This is a genomic window from Streptomyces sp. NBC_01497 (assembly GCF_036250695.1).
GTDB lineage: Bacteria > Actinomycetota > Actinomycetes > Streptomycetales > Streptomycetaceae > Streptomyces.
The window spans coordinates 341,040-357,158 of record NZ_CP109428.1 but is presented as its reverse complement, the minus strand read 5'-3'; the positions used below and the strand labels follow the sequence as shown (position 1 = coordinate 357,158).

Annotated in this window: 8 protein-coding genes and 5 pseudogenes; 6 read left to right on the top strand and 7 right to left on the bottom strand. The window is 65.0% G+C overall.

Going from position 1 to position 16,119, the window contains the following annotated elements; genetic code table 11:
- Positions 1-48: 48 nt before the first annotated feature.
- Entirely contained in the window at positions 49-1,407 is a 1,359-nt protein-coding gene (locus tag OG310_RS37595; RefSeq protein ID WP_329460692.1) for a ricin-type beta-trefoil lectin domain protein, read from the bottom strand.
- A gap of 1,097 nt (positions 1,408-2,504) precedes the next feature.
- On the opposite strand from OG310_RS37595, the gene OG310_RS37590 reads away from it, so the two are divergent.
- The 3 genes and pseudogenes from OG310_RS37590 to OG310_RS37580 all read left to right on the top strand — a co-directional run bounded on the left by OG310_RS37590 (position 2,505) and on the right by OG310_RS37580 (position 4,474).
- The gene (locus tag OG310_RS37590) at positions 2,505-2,765 is read left to right on the top strand and encodes an alpha/beta fold hydrolase (protein WP_329460820.1); all 261 of its coding nucleotides are present in this window, start codon (positions 2,505-2,507) and stop codon (positions 2,763-2,765) included.
- A 125-nt stretch (positions 2,766-2,890) separates the two neighbouring features.
- Positions 2,891-3,475 (top strand): annotated as a pseudogene (locus tag OG310_RS37585) (IS630 family transposase); the annotation flags it as partial.
- Between the two features lie 21 nt (positions 3,476-3,496).
- Positions 3,497-4,474 (top strand): transposase family protein, encoded by a 978-nt coding sequence (locus OG310_RS37580; RefSeq protein ID WP_329460819.1) that lies wholly within the window; start codon positions 3,497-3,499, stop codon positions 4,472-4,474.
- Positions 4,475-5,101: 627 nt separating this feature from the next.
- Here the strand turns inward: OG310_RS37580 and OG310_RS37575 are convergent.
- On the bottom strand, positions 5,102-6,034 hold the full coding sequence (locus OG310_RS37575; RefSeq protein WP_329460691.1) for an LLM class F420-dependent oxidoreductase: 933 nt from the start codon (positions 6,032-6,034) through the stop codon (positions 5,102-5,104).
- 974 nt (positions 6,035-7,008) lie between these two features.
- Positions 7,009-9,309: an FUSC family protein gene (locus OG310_RS37570; protein WP_329460690.1), complete on the bottom strand. Its 2,301-nt coding sequence runs from the start codon at positions 9,307-9,309 to the stop codon at positions 7,009-7,011.
- Between the two features lie 2,219 nt (positions 9,310-11,528).
- Here OG310_RS37570 and OG310_RS37565 point away from each other — a divergent pair.
- Together OG310_RS37565 and OG310_RS37560 are read left to right on the top strand one after the other, a co-directional pair.
- Positions 11,529-11,783 (top strand): annotated as a pseudogene (locus tag OG310_RS37565) (transposase); the annotation flags it as partial.
- An 884-nt stretch (positions 11,784-12,667) separates the two neighbouring features.
- Entirely contained in the window at positions 12,668-13,117 is a 450-nt protein-coding gene (locus OG310_RS37560; RefSeq protein WP_329460689.1) for a transposase, read from the top strand.
- A 28-nt stretch (positions 13,118-13,145) separates the two neighbouring features.
- On the opposite strand, the pseudogene OG310_RS37555 reads toward OG310_RS37560, so the two are convergent.
- The 3 genes and pseudogenes from OG310_RS37555 to OG310_RS37545 form a co-directional block, all read right to left on the bottom strand.
- Positions 13,146-13,368 (bottom strand): annotated as a pseudogene (locus tag OG310_RS37555) (cold-shock protein).
- Positions 13,369-13,757: 389 nt separating this feature from the next.
- Positions 13,758-14,135, bottom strand: coding sequence for a winged helix-turn-helix domain-containing protein (locus OG310_RS37550; protein WP_329460688.1), 378 nt, complete (start codon positions 14,133-14,135; stop codon positions 13,758-13,760).
- Positions 14,122-14,517: a hypothetical protein gene (locus OG310_RS37545; RefSeq protein WP_329460687.1), complete on the bottom strand. Its 396-nt coding sequence runs from the start codon at positions 14,515-14,517 to the stop codon at positions 14,122-14,124. The genes OG310_RS37550 and OG310_RS37545 overlap by 14 nt, the downstream gene beginning before the upstream one ends.
- A 568-nt stretch (positions 14,518-15,085) precedes the next feature.
- Here OG310_RS37545 and OG310_RS37540 point away from each other — a divergent pair.
- Positions 15,086-15,320, top strand: a pseudogene (locus OG310_RS37540) (ISL3 family transposase); the annotation flags it as partial.
- Between the two features lie 291 nt (positions 15,321-15,611).
- On the opposite strand, the pseudogene OG310_RS37535 reads toward OG310_RS37540, so the two are convergent.
- A pseudogene (locus OG310_RS37535) lies at positions 15,612-16,016 on the bottom strand (DDE-type integrase/transposase/recombinase); the annotation flags it as partial.
- Positions 16,017-16,119: the final 103 nt, after the last annotated feature.

Below are 16,119 nucleotides of genomic sequence, written 5' to 3'. Positions count from 1 at the left end.
ATGGGCGGCGCCCGGGTGAATACGTCGATGAAGAGGGATGGGCGGATCCTAAGGCATCTCCCACTTCTGGTTCCTTCCGTCCCAACATGACCAGACCTGCAAGGGGGTGCCGTCTGATGTGTGCTTGTCCTTCACATCCAAACAGAGTCCGGAGTTCGCGTTGATCAACTCTCCGTCTGTCCTTGCCTGCCACTTCTGAGCAGCGGTTCCATTGCAAGACCACAGCTGCACAGGAGTCCCGTCGGTGCGACCTGACCATGTGACGTCCAGGCACAGGCCCTCCAGCCGAAGCGTGCCGCTCGTCGAGTACGTCCACTGCTGCGTTGCCTCGTTCGCGCATGTAAGGAGCTCGACCGGGGCCCCGGAGGGGCTTGGATTGCTAGAAAGGCCAATACACTTACCAGAGATACCCTTTACGTGCCCCGACCTTCCTGCATCCTTGGGATTCGCACGCGGCTTGCTAGGCGTTGGGGCCCTTTGCGGGATACTCGCCACGGGTGTAGGGGCTGCCTTGGTTGGAGACCGCGTCGGAGACGCAGAACTCGATCGGGTGGGCGAAGGAGAAGGGCTAGCGTGCTTGACTGGTGTAACAGTTGGCGAGGGGGAGGCGACCGCCTCCTTCATGCCGGGGCTCAAAACGGTTTCCGTGACTGTCAGGTGGCCCGGATCAGGGTTCAACGACCCCAGTTTCTTGAACGCACCGTCTGTGAGGTCAAGGCACTTCGGCTCGGCAGCCGTACCAGTAAATGAGCCTCTATCATTAATACGGACGGTCACTGTCTTCCCGTTCGCCACGTTCTGCACGCGCACGAGCGTGCCAAACGGCAATTGCGGGGACCTGCCAAGTGACGTAGCAGCGGTCAGGGCCTGGGCGTTGAATGCATCGCCACTGGCTGTAAACGAGTGCGGCGGGATCTCCGCACCGTAGTGCGTGGCCCAACAGGTTGGCCCCAGTGTGAAATCTGAGGGACTCGGGGTAGCGGATTGTTCGCTTCCGGCCGCCTCGCTCCCATCAGGGCTTCCAGCAGTCCTGGATACGAGGACAATGGCGCCTAGCACAGCTATGGCGATCGCAACGGGAACTACTCTTCCCGCCCTTGCGTTCTTCAACCAGCGCCCGGCCGGAATGGAAGAGACTGAGAGACGCCGGCCCCGATCCAGAGTATCCAGCCTCGGACGTACGGACGGTGGCTCCCAGCCCGTTTGCCCCGGCGAGTCGTGCGGCCGGTATCCGCCCTGCGAGTCAGGCAGTCCGGCACCGGACAGTGGACCGACCTTCTCCTCCCCCGCCAACGGTCCAAAGCCGACCTCGTCGTCCGCGAGAAACCAGGCCCCCGCGTCGGGGGCCCCGCTCGAGCCTGCGCCGCGGCTACTGGACACGTCGAGCAAATCATCCTCCCGAGGCATGCCTTCCCCAATCACGGCCAGTTAGGTGTATAGAACACGAGATGATTGGCCCCCGGCGTGAACAGGTGCTGCGATGGAGCGGCAGGTGCAGGAGCCTTCCTCAACTCAACGTCTGGGAGCAGCTCTGGGTTCAAATCCGTGCGGGGGCGGTGCGAGGCCGGTCGCGCTTCAGCGCGGAGGCATGCCGGCGTTCACACGTTCGCCGTCTCCCCCATCCGCCGCTGGTGGCAGGATTGAGGTCGGCACGACTATCCGACCGCCGCCTGCCTGCTGATCATCGCGAACGTGGGCAGCTCCAACGGCTACCACGCCGCCCCTGGAAGACGGGGCTCGCCGCGCCGATCGCGGAGACGGGCTGGACATCATGGCCTGCCGCATGACGCCGGGCACCTCGAGATCGAACAAGGGCGAGGGCCGACTGTTCTCCCACAGCTCCGTGAAGTGGCGTCGCCGACCACACCCCAGCAAAAAACGTTGTCACGAACAGCATCGCGGCGACCATCACTCACGGGGCTGAACGTCCGCGCCGAACCAGACCCGACCACCCATGGCACGGGTATCAAGGTCACCGGCAGTGATATCGCCGCCCCGCCAGTGAACCGGCACTGCTTCCAGGGCGACTGGAACTACACCCTCATTCCTAAACCGCCGGCACCGCAAGTGTCGCCGAGGCCCCCACGATGAGTCGGCAACCCTTCCCTGCGGCCTGCGGTGGGTGTCCGCACGACCCCGAACAGGCTCTGGACAAACTCTTCGTTCACTTGGCCCGGCAACCAGCCGAGTTGCATGATCAAGAACGGCTCCATCGGCGAGGGGCGGACGGATCCTAACCCACGGAGCGGGGGCCAAGGACAAAGTGACCTCCACTGACCGGGTCCCGGCCACCGCGCTGCAGCTGCGGAAAACCGGCACCCCGGGCCGGCTCGCGCAGTTCTTCGGGGCTAACGACGTGGTCGACAATTGAAGATCAGGGCCGTGCCGTCGAGCCGCGGACCCGGGACAGTGTCCGCAATAGCGGTTCGGCCACTCGTCAACGCTGGTCCTCCGACAGACCGTTTCATATCGTCCGGGCATGCCTGATCACTTGCTTGGTCGACGTGAAAGGGATCCGGCTGGCCTATCGAGCGTCGGGGCCGCAGGAGACCCCGCCGCTCGTACTGGTCCATGGGCTGGGCAGGAATGCCACCGACTGGGAGCAGGTGACGCTCGGGACTGCCCACAGCCGACGGGTGTATGCCCTCGACCTACGGGGCCACGGCCGGAGCGTGGCCGGGGAACTACTCGCCCGAACTCATGCGGGCCGATGTGCTGCAGATCCTAGTGCCGCATCAGGCAATGTTTGCCCTGTTGTGACGTGACGCGCTGTCCGGATGCCGTGCCGGACGGTGCGTGTCCGTCAATCTAGCTGGGTGGCGGAGCGAGTACGTGTCCGCGAGATCGACGATGACGAGGGCAGGCGGGCTGCTGCGGATCGTCCGCAGGGGAGGGCCTGCGCATCCTGTTTCACGAGGAAGGCGTCTCCTTTCAACGGCTGAAGACCTGGAAGTCCTCCCGCGATCCGGATTACGCGGCCAAGAAGGCCCGCGTCGGACACTTCTACGCGATCGCCGACGGCGAGGTCATACCCGAGGACGGCGATCCCGAAGTGGTCTTCTGCGTGGACGAGTTCGGACCGCTGATCTGGTGCCCCACCCGGGCCGGCAACGGGGCGAGCGCAGTGGCAAGCACAAAGACCTCGACCGTGAACCGCGTCGCAGGCGGCGGGCGAACTACAACCGCTACGGCGGAGTACGGCATCTGTTCGCTGCCCTGGACCTGTCCAGGGACAAGCTCTACGGCCACATCAAACCGGTCAAGAAGCGGACGCAGTTCCTGGAGTTCTGCCGCTACCTGCGCAGCCCCCACCCGGACAACATGCGCATCCCGGTTGTCCGCGACAACTTTTCCCCGCACCTGACCACGCCCAGGTGCCAGCGGGCGGGCACCTGGGCGGCGGCGAACAACGTCGAGATCGCCTGCACCCCCGACGAGCCCCTCCTGGCTCAACCACATCGAGGCCCAGTTCACGCTCCGCACGAGTTCTTCGAGTGTGACCAAGAAGTGGGCTCGCGCGGCCTTGTCCCATCCTGCCTTCAGCGGCGTCTCGCGCTCACATCTCGTCGACTTGATCGACGAGATGGCCAAGCCGTGGTGTGCGCTGCGCGAGGCGGCACTGCACGCACAACGCGGCGGCAACCAGCTGAGGGCGGTGAGGGCCAGCCCGAGACGGGAATTGGTCTTCACCGACCGCGTCGTGCTCACCCTCGGCCACCTGCGCACGCGCCTGCCGCATGCCGCGATGGCCGAGCTGTACAGCGTCGGCCGCTCCACCGTCAACGAGGCGATCAGCGAGATCCGCCACCCGCTCGCCCTGGGCGGCTTCGCCGTCCCCGACCGGCCCGAGCCGCGGCTTCGTACCCCGGCCCATGTGTTCGCCTACGCCGCCGCCGAAGGCGTCACCCTGCGCATTGACGGTACGGAGACCCAGATCCGCCGCCGCAGGGCGCACCGGCCCGGACGCCGCGCGTTCGTCTCCGGTATGAAGAAGCACAACACCATTAAGAACACCACCATCAGCGACGGCCAGGGCCGCACGCTGTGGACCAACGTAGGTCGGCCCGGGCCCATGCATGACCAAACCGCCATGCACACGGAAGACATCGCCGAGCAACCGCGCCTGCACCCGGGCGTGAAAACCGAGGTCGACGAGGGGTATCGGGGCTTGGCCAAAGGGTTCCTTGACCAGGTCAGTGCTCCGCCGAAGAAACCCAAGGTTGACGTCCTCGACAGGGAGAGGCGGGCGTGGCGCGAGATACGGCGCCACCAGTCCTCGCGCCGCATCGTCGTCGTACACGCCAATGCCGAGATGCGCCACTGGCGGCCACTGCAACGCTACTCAGGACACCGCGAGACTTGCGCCGAAACACACCGCGCCATTGCGGGTCTGGCCTCCGACCGCGCCGCCCGGTGCCCCAGCCGCCCCGTCCACGGCACCGGAACGGTGCTTGCTCGCCCGGCTGTCTGCTGATTACCTTCAGCCGAACCCCTGGGCCAGCATGTCCGACCCCCATCGCCGACCGAGTCGTAACCACAGCACCCTCGCCAGAGCCGTTCGACAGGTCCAGCCTGGCCCAGGCACAATTACACGATTGCGACCTCGACGACAGCTAGGTTCCGGACGACCGCTGACGACACCGCATTCCGCCTCGCAGAACGGCAATCCCACGAAGACGGACGTCACCGCGATGCCGCATCTACCTCCGCCATCTGTAACGAGCCGAACAGTCAAGACTGAGCTGCCGTAGGGCACCCCATGCCGCTCCCCGCTGATCCACACGTAGCCTTCGGCCCTCCGCGAGGCGATGGAGCGAACCCCCAGGCACTGAACGCGCTGCAGGACAATGCCAGTCCTGAGCTCGCTGTCGCGCGGCACTATGCTGAATCGATGGGCCGACCTGGGAAGGCCCACAAAGCCCCCCCCGACGCGCTGCTGTGAGAAGCCCCTCGCCCGCCACACGCACAGCCGTGGGTGGCGGTGCTACGTACCATCGCCACCCACGGCTATTCGTGCTCACCCGTGACGGCCCTGTCACGAGATCACCCATGCACCGTCGGCTGCCGCCGGCGGAGGGAAAGGGTCCTCAGAGACGCCCGATCACACACCCGCCGACCGGGCTGCGCCGTAGACATCACGCAGGACCTCAAGGAGATGATCTCCGTCACGCGCGGTAATGCACAGGTCGAGCAATACCTCTTGGAGGCCATCAATCTTCGCGTGGGCCACCAGGTCCTCGACAACCTGCTCAAGGCTGCCCTGGAATGGCTGGCGCCCCTCACCGTCAAACGGCTTTTCGGTGAGTATCACGTTCGCCCGGACCGTCAAGTCAAGCGGCCGAGTGCGGCCGCGCTCAACGGCCAGGTCTCGTACCTGCTGCCAGGCCTGTGCCAGTTGGTCGGCGTGCATGCCCGTCGGCATCCAGCCCTCGGCCCGGTCCACCAATCGCCGTATGGCCTTGCCAGCCGTCGCAGCCAGGTAGATCGGCACGGCACGCACCGGCTTGGGACCAACCTCAGACGGAGCGATTCTCGTGAGGGTGCCTTCGTACGAAACGGGGTCGCTGCCGTGGACCGCCGCGAATACCTCGATCACCTCATCGAGTACATCACCGCGCTTGTCAAATGGTGCGACTGAACCGGCAGCGTACTCGTCAAGCGACCATCCTGTGCCGAGGCCCGCGACCGCACGGCCCTTCGTCGCCACGTCCAGCGTCGCAAACCACCGCGCCAGCTGGAACGGCACGTGGTAAGGAGCGACAAGGACGCTGGTGCCCAGGCGTGCCCGTTCAGTGACTGCAGCCGCCATCGCCAGCGTCACCAGCGGATCGGCGACGCTGCGGTAGGCGTCTGGCCATTCAAGACCAGGCACGTTGTACAGACCCTGAGTCATCGGGGTCGGAAACAGGGTGCGCTCGAACACCCAAAGACTCTCGTATCCCGTCTCCTCGGCAGCCTTGGCGACCCTGACAACATCGTTGCTGAGGTCGAACTGCTTCATCTGCGGCAATGACACACCGAGCTTGAGCGGCATTGGGTACTCCCATGTATGACGAACGTGGTGGGCCTACGGTAGGGCATAACAATGTTGAGCGCTCAACCGCGTGTCCCGGCCAAACGTTGAGACAGCCTGAACCTGTCGCTCCAGCCCCTGCGGCGCCCCCAGTGGAGGTCCCAGCCACGTGCGGCACAGGCCAACAGGTCGCGGCCCCTTCCTGCATCGCGGCCTACATAGCGGGGCGGTGGGAGGGCAGAACACACCTGGTAAGGCACTGTTCACCGCAATGACCTATGCGCCCGCGACTGCGCCTGGCAAGCCCCTGCCACCATGTTTCGGCATATCGCACTCCGCCGCTCGCCGCCGGCTCGTGATGTAGTCGAGAGTCGGCGTTCACTGGTCGGATCCACGATCGGTGCCCGACCGGATCAAGACGTGCGGGCTGTTCGACCTCATACCTGCGGTTGCCGACACCGTACATCTGCGGACTGGGAACGGGACGGGCTCGGTGACGCGACCTCGTGGTTCGAGGCTGTCGCGGGTGTTCGTTTGCTCGAACCGGGAGTCCTGGTCGTCTAGATCCGTAGATTGCGGGGCGCGCTTCAAGACGCCTGTCGGCAAGCCTGCTTGACCTGGGTGTGGTGGCAGTCCTTGTATCGCCGTCGATAATGTCCCGCTGGTCGTAAACCGCACCACGGTTCCAGGGCCGGTTCGCATCGCCCTTACAGTGGTGAAGGCCGGTCCAGTCAGAGTCCAACGGGTGTCGGAGAGATCACTGCCGTATCGACCATGAGCGTTTACCCCAGGCCAACGGTGGCGCACCTTGACGGTCATGAAAGTTATCTCACCTAAGGGCTGTCCCGTAACTCTGGGCGCTGCTGCCGATTTCCGGTTCGACCCACTTGGTTAGGATCCGGTTTAGGCCGCGATTCGGGGCGCAACCGGACGATCAGATCTGCTTGTGGTGACCTACCGACCTCTGCCCTGAGTTACGGGATAACGCTTAGCCACTATGCCGAGCGGAGGCCGTTAAGAGGGTTGGCCACGGAGTGTGCACCGGTAGCTGGACCGGCGGCGGCTCTGACGATCTGTACTATGCCGGGTCGCAGTTGTTCCGCTGCTTCGATGTGTTCTGCCGTCCAGACGACTCGCACGGCCGTCCTCGCGGTCGGTTCGTCGACGACGAGGTGGTGCCAGGCTGTATTGCTGAGAATACTGTCGGCAGCGCTGAGGGAGGGGGCTGGGATTACGGTGCCGTCCCGTTGGACGAGGGCGAGCGCTGCCGCCTCGTACCACTCGACGAGCTGGGAGGCTGATCCCAGGAGTTGGCCACGCGGGACGGAGAGCTCCGGGCCTGGCGGGGTCGTGTCGTCAGCCCAGAGGGCTAGAACCGCGTCAGCCGTGAGGCGCAGAACTGCGACAGCAGTGATCAGCGCGGTAACGTCGTTCAGGGAGAAGTGCTTGGTCCCCCGCTCTGCAAGATAGCCCCGGAAAGTGTCGTCGAGTCGACGCGCCGCGGCAGCGGAGCGCTGCGAAGCAACCGCGCAGGCGTCCGTGCGGTCTGGGGTGACGCCGAATGCGACGGCGCTCCGCAGGTATGCTGCGGCATCCGACAGCGCTTCGGCTAGAGACTTCCTCAAGGTCGTACCTGCCCCCCGTGGCCAGAACAGCGCTCCGACCAGCACGCTGACGGTACAGCCGATAACGACGTCCTCGATCCGAGTCAATCCGATCCCCAGTCCTTCTGGATCGACGATGGTGAAGAGGATAAGCAAGGTGCCGGTGAATCCGGCTTGACCTGCGGCGAAGGAGAAGGTTGCGGGCGCCAGGCCGGTAAAGAAAACACCGACTGGTAGCAGCACCCACAAAGCGGTTGTATCCGTCCCAACGGTAATGAGGGTGATGCCGCCGACGACGATGCCAGCCGTGGTCCCCGCGATGGCTCGGGCTGCGTTTTGACCAGTGGTCAGGGCATTGGACCGCAGGACGGCCAATGTACCGAAGACTACCCAGAATGAGTGTTCTACGCCGGTGAGGCCGGCGACAAGCACAGCCAGGGCGAGACCCATCGCCCCGCGGACACTGTTGTGAAGTGAGACTGAGTTCCACTGGACATGGGAGGCCGCTCGCTTTTGTGCTGCGGTTACTGGGGAGGGGATCCCCTTGGGGCGACGACCGAGGAGGCGTTGCCACCAGGCGCGACGGGCTGCGGCTGTGATGAGGTCAATGTTCGCTGCGATCGATGAGATACCGAAGCTCATTTGTTGAGCTCGAAATCCTGGTTCCGCCGGGCCGCTGGGTCCCTGCGAGGTGTCGCTAGTGGTTTCGGGCTGGGGTCGAGGCAGCGAGAAGATTATCGTCGCTTCCATGGCCGCACACAGTTCGCGGAGGTTTTGCACACGAGGACTGAGGTACTCAGGGGCGTCTAGCTTCTCTCCCACATCGGCTGAGCGCAGGATAGATGCCCCTTGATCGAGCAGGTCGGCCGCAGCCAGCTCCACTTTGCAAATCGATTCCTCAGGCTTCTGCGCTTGGTCGTGAAAAGGCCCGCGCTGCAGGATCGCATCAAGCCACACGACCTGATCTACCAGCCTTACCAACGTCCTTCCGGCGGTTGAGAGGCCTGTGGGCCGGTAAGGCACGGCAAAGAAAGATGTTCTCAGCCGGTCCACAGCAGCGGTAGCTTCACTCACCGCCTGAGCGGTCACCTCTCGCAGGTCTGGTGTTAGACCTCCACGCCTGCAGCTGACCTCTGCGCGCAATTGCCGAGCGATCGCCCTGCAGGCTTGTGCGGTGGCGGCGCGCAGCGGGTCTTGGTCGGGAGCTGGCCAAAGGACGCCCACAGCCACGACGGACACCGCCCCGGCCATCAACCAGCCGGTCAGGCGGTCGGTCAGCGAGTCCGCGGGACCCGGCAAGGTGACAGCCAAAATAAAGGCGATCAGCAAGGAGGTCGAAGCACCGGCCAGCACCGAACTGACCACGCCGGAGAAGAGGACGATGAAGGCGACCACGAGCATGACCCCTGCACCTATCCAGACCTGCCTGGACGCGAGGGTCCCGGCGCAGACCTGGATCGCCCCAGCAACCACCAGCGCGCCCTGCTGGACAACACGCTCACGCAGAGGGCCTGTGAAGTCGACAAAGAGCAGGAGAGCCAACGACCCGAACGCTGTGAAAGCCGCCACCGTTGAGTTGTGCAGCACCTCAACGCCGAAGGCGAACAGGCCAGGTGAGACGATGCCGGCACGAGCCGCCCGACGCAGCGCCATCAGCTTGGGGTCGCGCGATCTCAACCATTCAAGTATCAAGAGTACTTACCTCCTCGCTTGACCACTACATCCACCGCTCTGCGGCATGAAGGGTTCGAGCCATGGTGTCGGCGAAGCCTCACCGACCCCATGCAGCGGCCAGCGGTAGGGGCGTGCTTGTCCGGGCCGCAAGCCCCCCGAAGTCCTTCTAGGAGCTTTACAACTACCCCAACGGGCGCAGCCTGCCAAGCAGCAAGGAGAGCGCGGTTAACACGCGCCCCCCGCTCCAGTGCTAGGACACGCAAGGCGACCTTCATCTGCCCGGCCCTCGGCACGGCTACGGGCAGAGTCGCGCAGGATTTGACATGTTTACTACCCACCCTGCTCTGCCGTCACGGGCCTCCGCCGGCCGACCGATCGAGGCTCTCCGTCGCCCAGGAGGCGGGCACCTTGACTCCGCCGACGTAATGATGTGCACATTCAGCGGGAGTTGACTGCGCTTCACAGCCGACGCCCGAGCGTCAGTCTCCGGGCCGAGGGTCCGAACCTTCGTTCATCCGGAGTGTTCCGCAGCCGGTTCCTCAGTAGTCCGGCCCTCGGCGTCCTCGACTGCCGCGGTTTGCTCCGTGCGTCGTCAGCACCACCGATGCCACAACCGCGATGAAGAAACTCGGAGGCAAGCGCTTCTCGGTCATGGCAAGGAGGAGAGGAGGAGTGAGGATGTTCATAAGGGACCTTTCCGGCCGGCACGAGGATAGGGCGCATACGCCGAAGCCTCCGACGCGGGATATTGGTCCTGGGTAACGCGCTGTCGACCAGTGGCGGTGACAGGGCCGAGCTTTCCCACTAAAGGCGGAATGTCACAGGGCCGGGGTGACGGGCGTGCAGAGCCCGTCACCACCGATCATGCCGTTGAAGAGGGCCATCGGCAAGGAGCTGTAGACCACCGCATCCGAGGCGTGCGCAGGAGGCACCGAAATGATCGGATTAGTCCGCGACTTGGTAGTACAGAGACTTGTGCGGGAAGCGGGCAACTGCGACTGCACTGCCGTCACAAACGTTGTGCGTCGCGCACCGCTCGTCAATCGGCCGGCAGGGTGGGGCCTCACACTGTCTCCCAGCGGCATCACCGACAGTGGCGCCAACAGAACGACAGGACTCTTCCCGCTGAGGTCATACTCCTGAACCCAACCAACATGTCGCCGCGCCCCGCGACTACCCGACGTCCATTGGGCAGCGGTCGAGCTGCGGGTTACCGACTTCGATCTGGCGCCGGCATCAACTCGCGGCGGCAGGGCACTACTGGCGTCGCCATTCATCGTATCGGTACCTGAGGGACCGTTCCTGCGCCCGGACTCCCGAAGGCGTCTACTTAAGGTCGTGGGGGCTGAGGTCCGTCGTCCGGTGACGGTCCCCTATCGGAGATCTGGTCCGGGGGAGAGGTAACCCCCAGGGCAAGTTGGCGAAGGGCGGAGCTAACTTCCCGACCGATAGCACTGCGGTCAGGGCCGGCTTCGAGGTGCCCGACGCCACCACCAACCTGCTCGGCGAAGCCGTGCTCCGGGAGGAGCTCCGTCCAGGAAGCCGTATCGGTGCATCACACTGACAAAGGCCCTCCAGTGAGAGTCCCAGGAGGGGACAGGGCGCATGTCGCCCGAGGCTCGCCTTGGCAATGGTCAAGATCTGCGGATCGTCACAGTCGTCCACGGTTGTGGTCGAATCTGTCTGGAGAAGCGCGCCGTTGCATATGAGTTCCGGAGCATGTGCAGTTCGTGTCCGGGACGTGAGCCATGATTGCCTTGACGAGTAGCTGTCAGTTCCGGCAGTGCCATGCCTCGATTCACGACCCTGACCACGTCTCCTCATAGGGTCCATGTCCGGTTTACGGTGCGACCGCGCCGTGGAGGCGGGTTTTCCAGCCTCGACGAATTTCACTTCGCACGGCCACCGGACACAACCAAGCATCGACTAGAACGTGCCAATCGGCGCCAGCTCACTTCCCCGGAACGGAGGTGGTGGTAACCGGTCGGCACGCTGTGCCACCGAGCGAGCGACGCCGCAGGACGAGGAGACCACCCGTCCGACCGGCTGGTCTGACGATGAGAACGGTTCCCAGTGTCGGCGTACAAGTGAACGTGCACCACCGTGTACGGATGAAGTTGCACCGTTCTTGATGTGGTGGGCTTGGGATCGCGCCAGTCTTCCGCCGCCCTGTTCGGGGTCGGTGGAGGGCGACGGTAGTGGTCTTGGTGGCGCGGGCAAGCAACCCGCAGGGCACCATGGCCGTGGCCGTCCGCGACCACCTCAACGGCCTGTGGAGCGATGAGGACTTCGAGGAGGGGTTCCCGCGGGACGGCAAGCCGGGCTTGTCACCTGCCCAGTTGGCGACCGTGTCGGTCCTGCAGTTCCTGCTGGAGCTGTCCGACCGGCAGGCCGCCGAGTCCGTGCGCAATCGCATCGACTTCAAGTGCGCCCTGGCCATGGATCTGGAGGACCCCGGCTTCCACCACAGCGTGCTGGCCGACTTCCGCGAGCGTCTGGCCGTGGAGGGCCGGGTAGACAAGCTGCGCGACCTGGCGCTGGAGAAGATCAGGCTGTCGGCCTGGTGCGGCAGCGCGGCCGGCAGCGCGCCGACTCCACCCACGTCCCGGCGAGCGGTCCGCGATCTGACCCGCCTGGAGCTGGTCACCGAGGCCATGCGCGCCGCCCTGGAAGAGCTCGCCCGGCGGGCGCCACACGAACTGGTCGGCCTGGTGACCGAGGACTGGGGCAAGCGCTACGGCCGTGCGGCCCGGCTCGGTAAGAAACCCCTCCAAGCCCAAGACCCGGATCAAGGACACCGGCGAGGACGCCCGCCTGCTCCTGCGCTACGTCCACCGCTACCTGCCCGCCCTGCGCGACGGCGAGCAGGTTCAGGCCCTACGTCAGATTTTCGTGCAGAACTACATCCTCGCAGGACCGGCCGAGTGGCGCGAGCCCGAGGAGGCCGGCCCTCGCCCTCAGCTCTCGCCATCGTCTCGCCCTACGACGTGAGCGCCCGCTACGCACGCCGCGGTGAGACCAGCTGGAAAGGCATCCTCGCGCACGTCACCGAGACCAGCGACCCCGACACCCCCAGCGTGATCACCGACGTGACCACCACCAAGGCCCCCGTCCACGACACCAAGGCCCTGCCCGGCATCCTGGCCAACCTCGATGATCGGAACCTGCTGTCGAAGGAGCACTTCGTCGACGGCGGCTACCTCTCCGTCGCGCTCAAACAGCAGGTCGCCCGCGAGCACGGCCTCGGCCTGGTCGGAGCCATCCGAGCCAGAAGCGCCCGCCATTCCCGCAAGGGCACCGTCTTCCACCGCGAAGCATTCACCATCGACTGGGACGCCCAGCAGGTCACCTGCCCGCAGGGCAAGGTCAGCCGCCGGTGGTCAACACCGCCCTCCCTCGCGCCCTACGTCAACGCCGAGTTCGCCCCCAGCAACTGCCGGCAGTGCCCGGTGGGGCCGCCTGCACCGACGCCCGCAAGGTCTCCTTCCTGCCGCGCGAGCTCTACGACATCCAGTCCGAGTCCCCGACCGAGCAGCAGACCCAGGAATGGCTTTCGCGCTACTCTCTGCGGGCCGCCATCGAGGGCACGATCAGCGAGTTCGTCAACGGTCACGGCGTGCGCCAGTGCCGCTACCGCAGCGAAGACAAGGCCCACGTCCAGCACGTCCTGACAGCCATCGCCGTCAACCTCGAACGCGACGTCCACCTGCCGTCGTCGCCGACTCGGCAGCCCCGAAGTCCGACAGCCTTCCGGGCTTCCTCGACTGGCAGCCATCCCGCGGTCTCGGTCCTGGCGCGTCGCCATCCATCCCGCAGGCTGAGCTGATCATTCTCCCGGTGGCGGGGTCAGGAGGTCAGGCCGGCAAAGGCACTATGCTCACCGCTCGGTAGCCGTAACCGTCTTGTTTGAAGCCGGGGGCTTCCCACGTGAGGTTTACCTGCTGCCCGACCGACAAAGCTCGAAAGCCGGTCATCTGGATGTTGGAGTAGTGGCCGAAACGGCCGCCGGGAGTTTCGGGCGAGTCGAGCCCACCACCTCTCTTCATCGCTCCACCATCGGACAGTCGCAGTCACCATGACCAGAACCCTACGAGTCCTGAGGCTACCGAGCGCAGGAGAGCGGGACTTTTCAAGATCCCCGACGGCGTCAGGCTCTCACCTACCGGTGGACGTGCGGTCAGTATCGCCTCACTCTGGATCGAGAACATGCCCGTTCTCGAGCTCGGCGGACGAGCCACTGTTCGCCTCGTGCCTCTGGCTCCCTCCCACTGGACGCACATCCAGCCCGGCCAGCAGATCACCTTGCACGAGGACCGAACCGTGGCCGGCATCGCAGTCATCTTGGAGGTTCACCCCCCTGCCGCCGCTATGTCCGCGCAATGACGTGACTGGCTCAAAGCCTCTCTGCTGGTGCATGTATTTCCGTACTTGGTGGAGCACTCACAGGAGTACGTCGACACCCAGGCCTACCCGGGGTAGACCCGATGGTCTCCCGTCGGCGGCTGATTCGTCCTGCCGTCATCGGGTGGAGCGACATGTGTCTGAGCCGCCCGCCGCGACTCCACGACGATTTGCTGCAGAGCTTCCACGTGCATCTCGAGCGCGAGTCGACCGCTGTCACTCAGACTCAGCCAGGTTCGAGGCCGCTTGCCCACATAGCCCTTCTGGACCTCAACGTATCCCCGTGTGCCGAGCGTGGTGATCTGCTTGGACAAGGCTGATGCTGACATATCCGCGGACTCGCGAACCCAGCTGAACTCTGCCCACTTCACCCCAGCCAGTAGCGAGACGATGGAGAGCCTCGTTGGGTCCAGTAGCAGTGCATCGAAGTCAGCGTGAGCCATGGCCCGCGTTGATTCGCTCGTCGGCGCGATTGACCACCGTATTCACGCCGGACTGGAGGCGGCTACCAAAGAGGGCGAGGCCACCCCCGAGGACAACCCCGGTGATCGTGCGCCAGTACGGCACCATCAAATGCGGGTGCGGCACCATGACACCTACGACGGTAATCAGGATCAGCACAAGAATGATCAGTCGATGCGACAGGACGATGCGCCGCGGTACACTCCGACCGCGTAGGTGTGTCGGTCGGCCAAGCACTGCGGCTCCCCGACGTGAGTGGAGCATGGCGTAGTAGGCGACCGCCAAGCCTAGGAAGGCCCAATTGGTCCAGGCGGTCACGCCGTTCCCAAAGAAGTCGGGCGCCGCAAGGAGCAGGAAGATCACAGCCCCGGCTACCACGCCAACCCACTGAGCTTGACGCGGTGAGTCAAGGACCTGAGTCCTGCGCTGCCGCACGTCGCTCAGAGCACGTGCCGCTTCGTCGGGTGTGGGGTGTTCAGTCATGCCACTGCCTCCATCGGTTCCTAGCGAGAAGTACTTTCCTACCAGGAAAGTACTTCCCCGAAGGGGAGGTCGTCAAACAGCGGCTTGCCCTGTCTGCCGCCTCAAAACAGGCGCGGAAACCTCTACGGCTCCACACATGCCCCCAAGGCCCAGATGGCGTCACATCGTCGCGGCGGGTGGTTGGCAATGCCCCAGGCGCCTGCTCGACCCTGACCGAACCGGCCCTCGACGCCGGTTGGGTCACGCTAACCGACCCGGAACTGCCGCTCGGTGCATGGCCTGCTGAAGGCTGCCAACGGGAGACTTCACGTCAATCGCGCTGGCATTCCGCGAGACCACCTGCCGCGCGGCCCTCACCACGCGACACTGTCTACAACGGGACCGTGCGAGAAGCCACTCCGTTCCGTAGTCAGTGGTTACGGCAGGTGACAGCTATCGTTGACGATATATGCGAGATGTCAACTCCTGCGCGACGCTGGTGTCTTCAGGGCTTTCGACGCTGGTCATCGTGGATGTGGCGGATGACGGTGGAGTGATCCGAGTGATCGCCCGAACTCGGGTGTTCCGGTGCGCCCATGGTGAGCGGGGTCCTGACGGGGAAGGTGCACGGTTATCACGTCGGGACGGTGGCGGGTGTGCCGGTGGACGGACGGCCGGTCGTGGCGCGTGTCAGAGTGCGGCGCCAAGGCCGCCGGCGGCAGACCTGAGCGCGTTCCGCTTTGACGGACATCATTGGTGTGGTGGTCAGGCTGCGAGTGCGGTCTCGTAGTCGGCGGGCTGCTGTAGCCGAGACTGCTGTGCACTCGGTGCAAGTTGTACCAGCCTTCGATGAAATCGAAGATCGCTGTGCGGGCGGCCGTCCGGCTGGGCCAGGCGGCCGTGTCGAGCAGTTTGCGTTGATGGTGGCGAAGAACGATTCGGCGAGCGCGTTGTCCCAGCACTGCCCGGTGCGGGCCGACCGGCAGCCGCACTCCGAACTCCTCCGCGAGGGAGGCGCATTGCCGGCTGGTGTATTGACTTCCGCGATCAGGGTGAAAGATCACCCGTCGCCTCGGACGGCGCTGTCGGCAGGCCGCGGTCAGGGCCCCGGCGACCAGGCCGGTGTGCATGTGGTCGGCAATTGCCCAGCCGACGACGCCGCGCGCGGCGATGTCGATGACGGTGACCAGGTAGAGCCAGCCCTCGTCGGTGGGGATGTAGGTCATGTCGCCGCACCAGCGGGCGTCCAGTGCGGCGGGATCGGGCTGGAAGTCTCGGACGAGGAGGTCGGGCCGGGCGGCCGTTCGGGGGGCGGGGATGGTGGTCAGGTGCCGTCGTCTGCGGTGACGGGGCGGCCAGCCCGGCGGCCCGCATCCGCCGGGCGACCCGTCAGCGCCCACAGGCAACGCCCACAACGTGTACCTGCAAGTTATGGTCAGGATTCCTGATCGAAACACTAAAGGTTGTCCCGTAAATCCTCGAGGCTGCGGTCAGCTCGACATC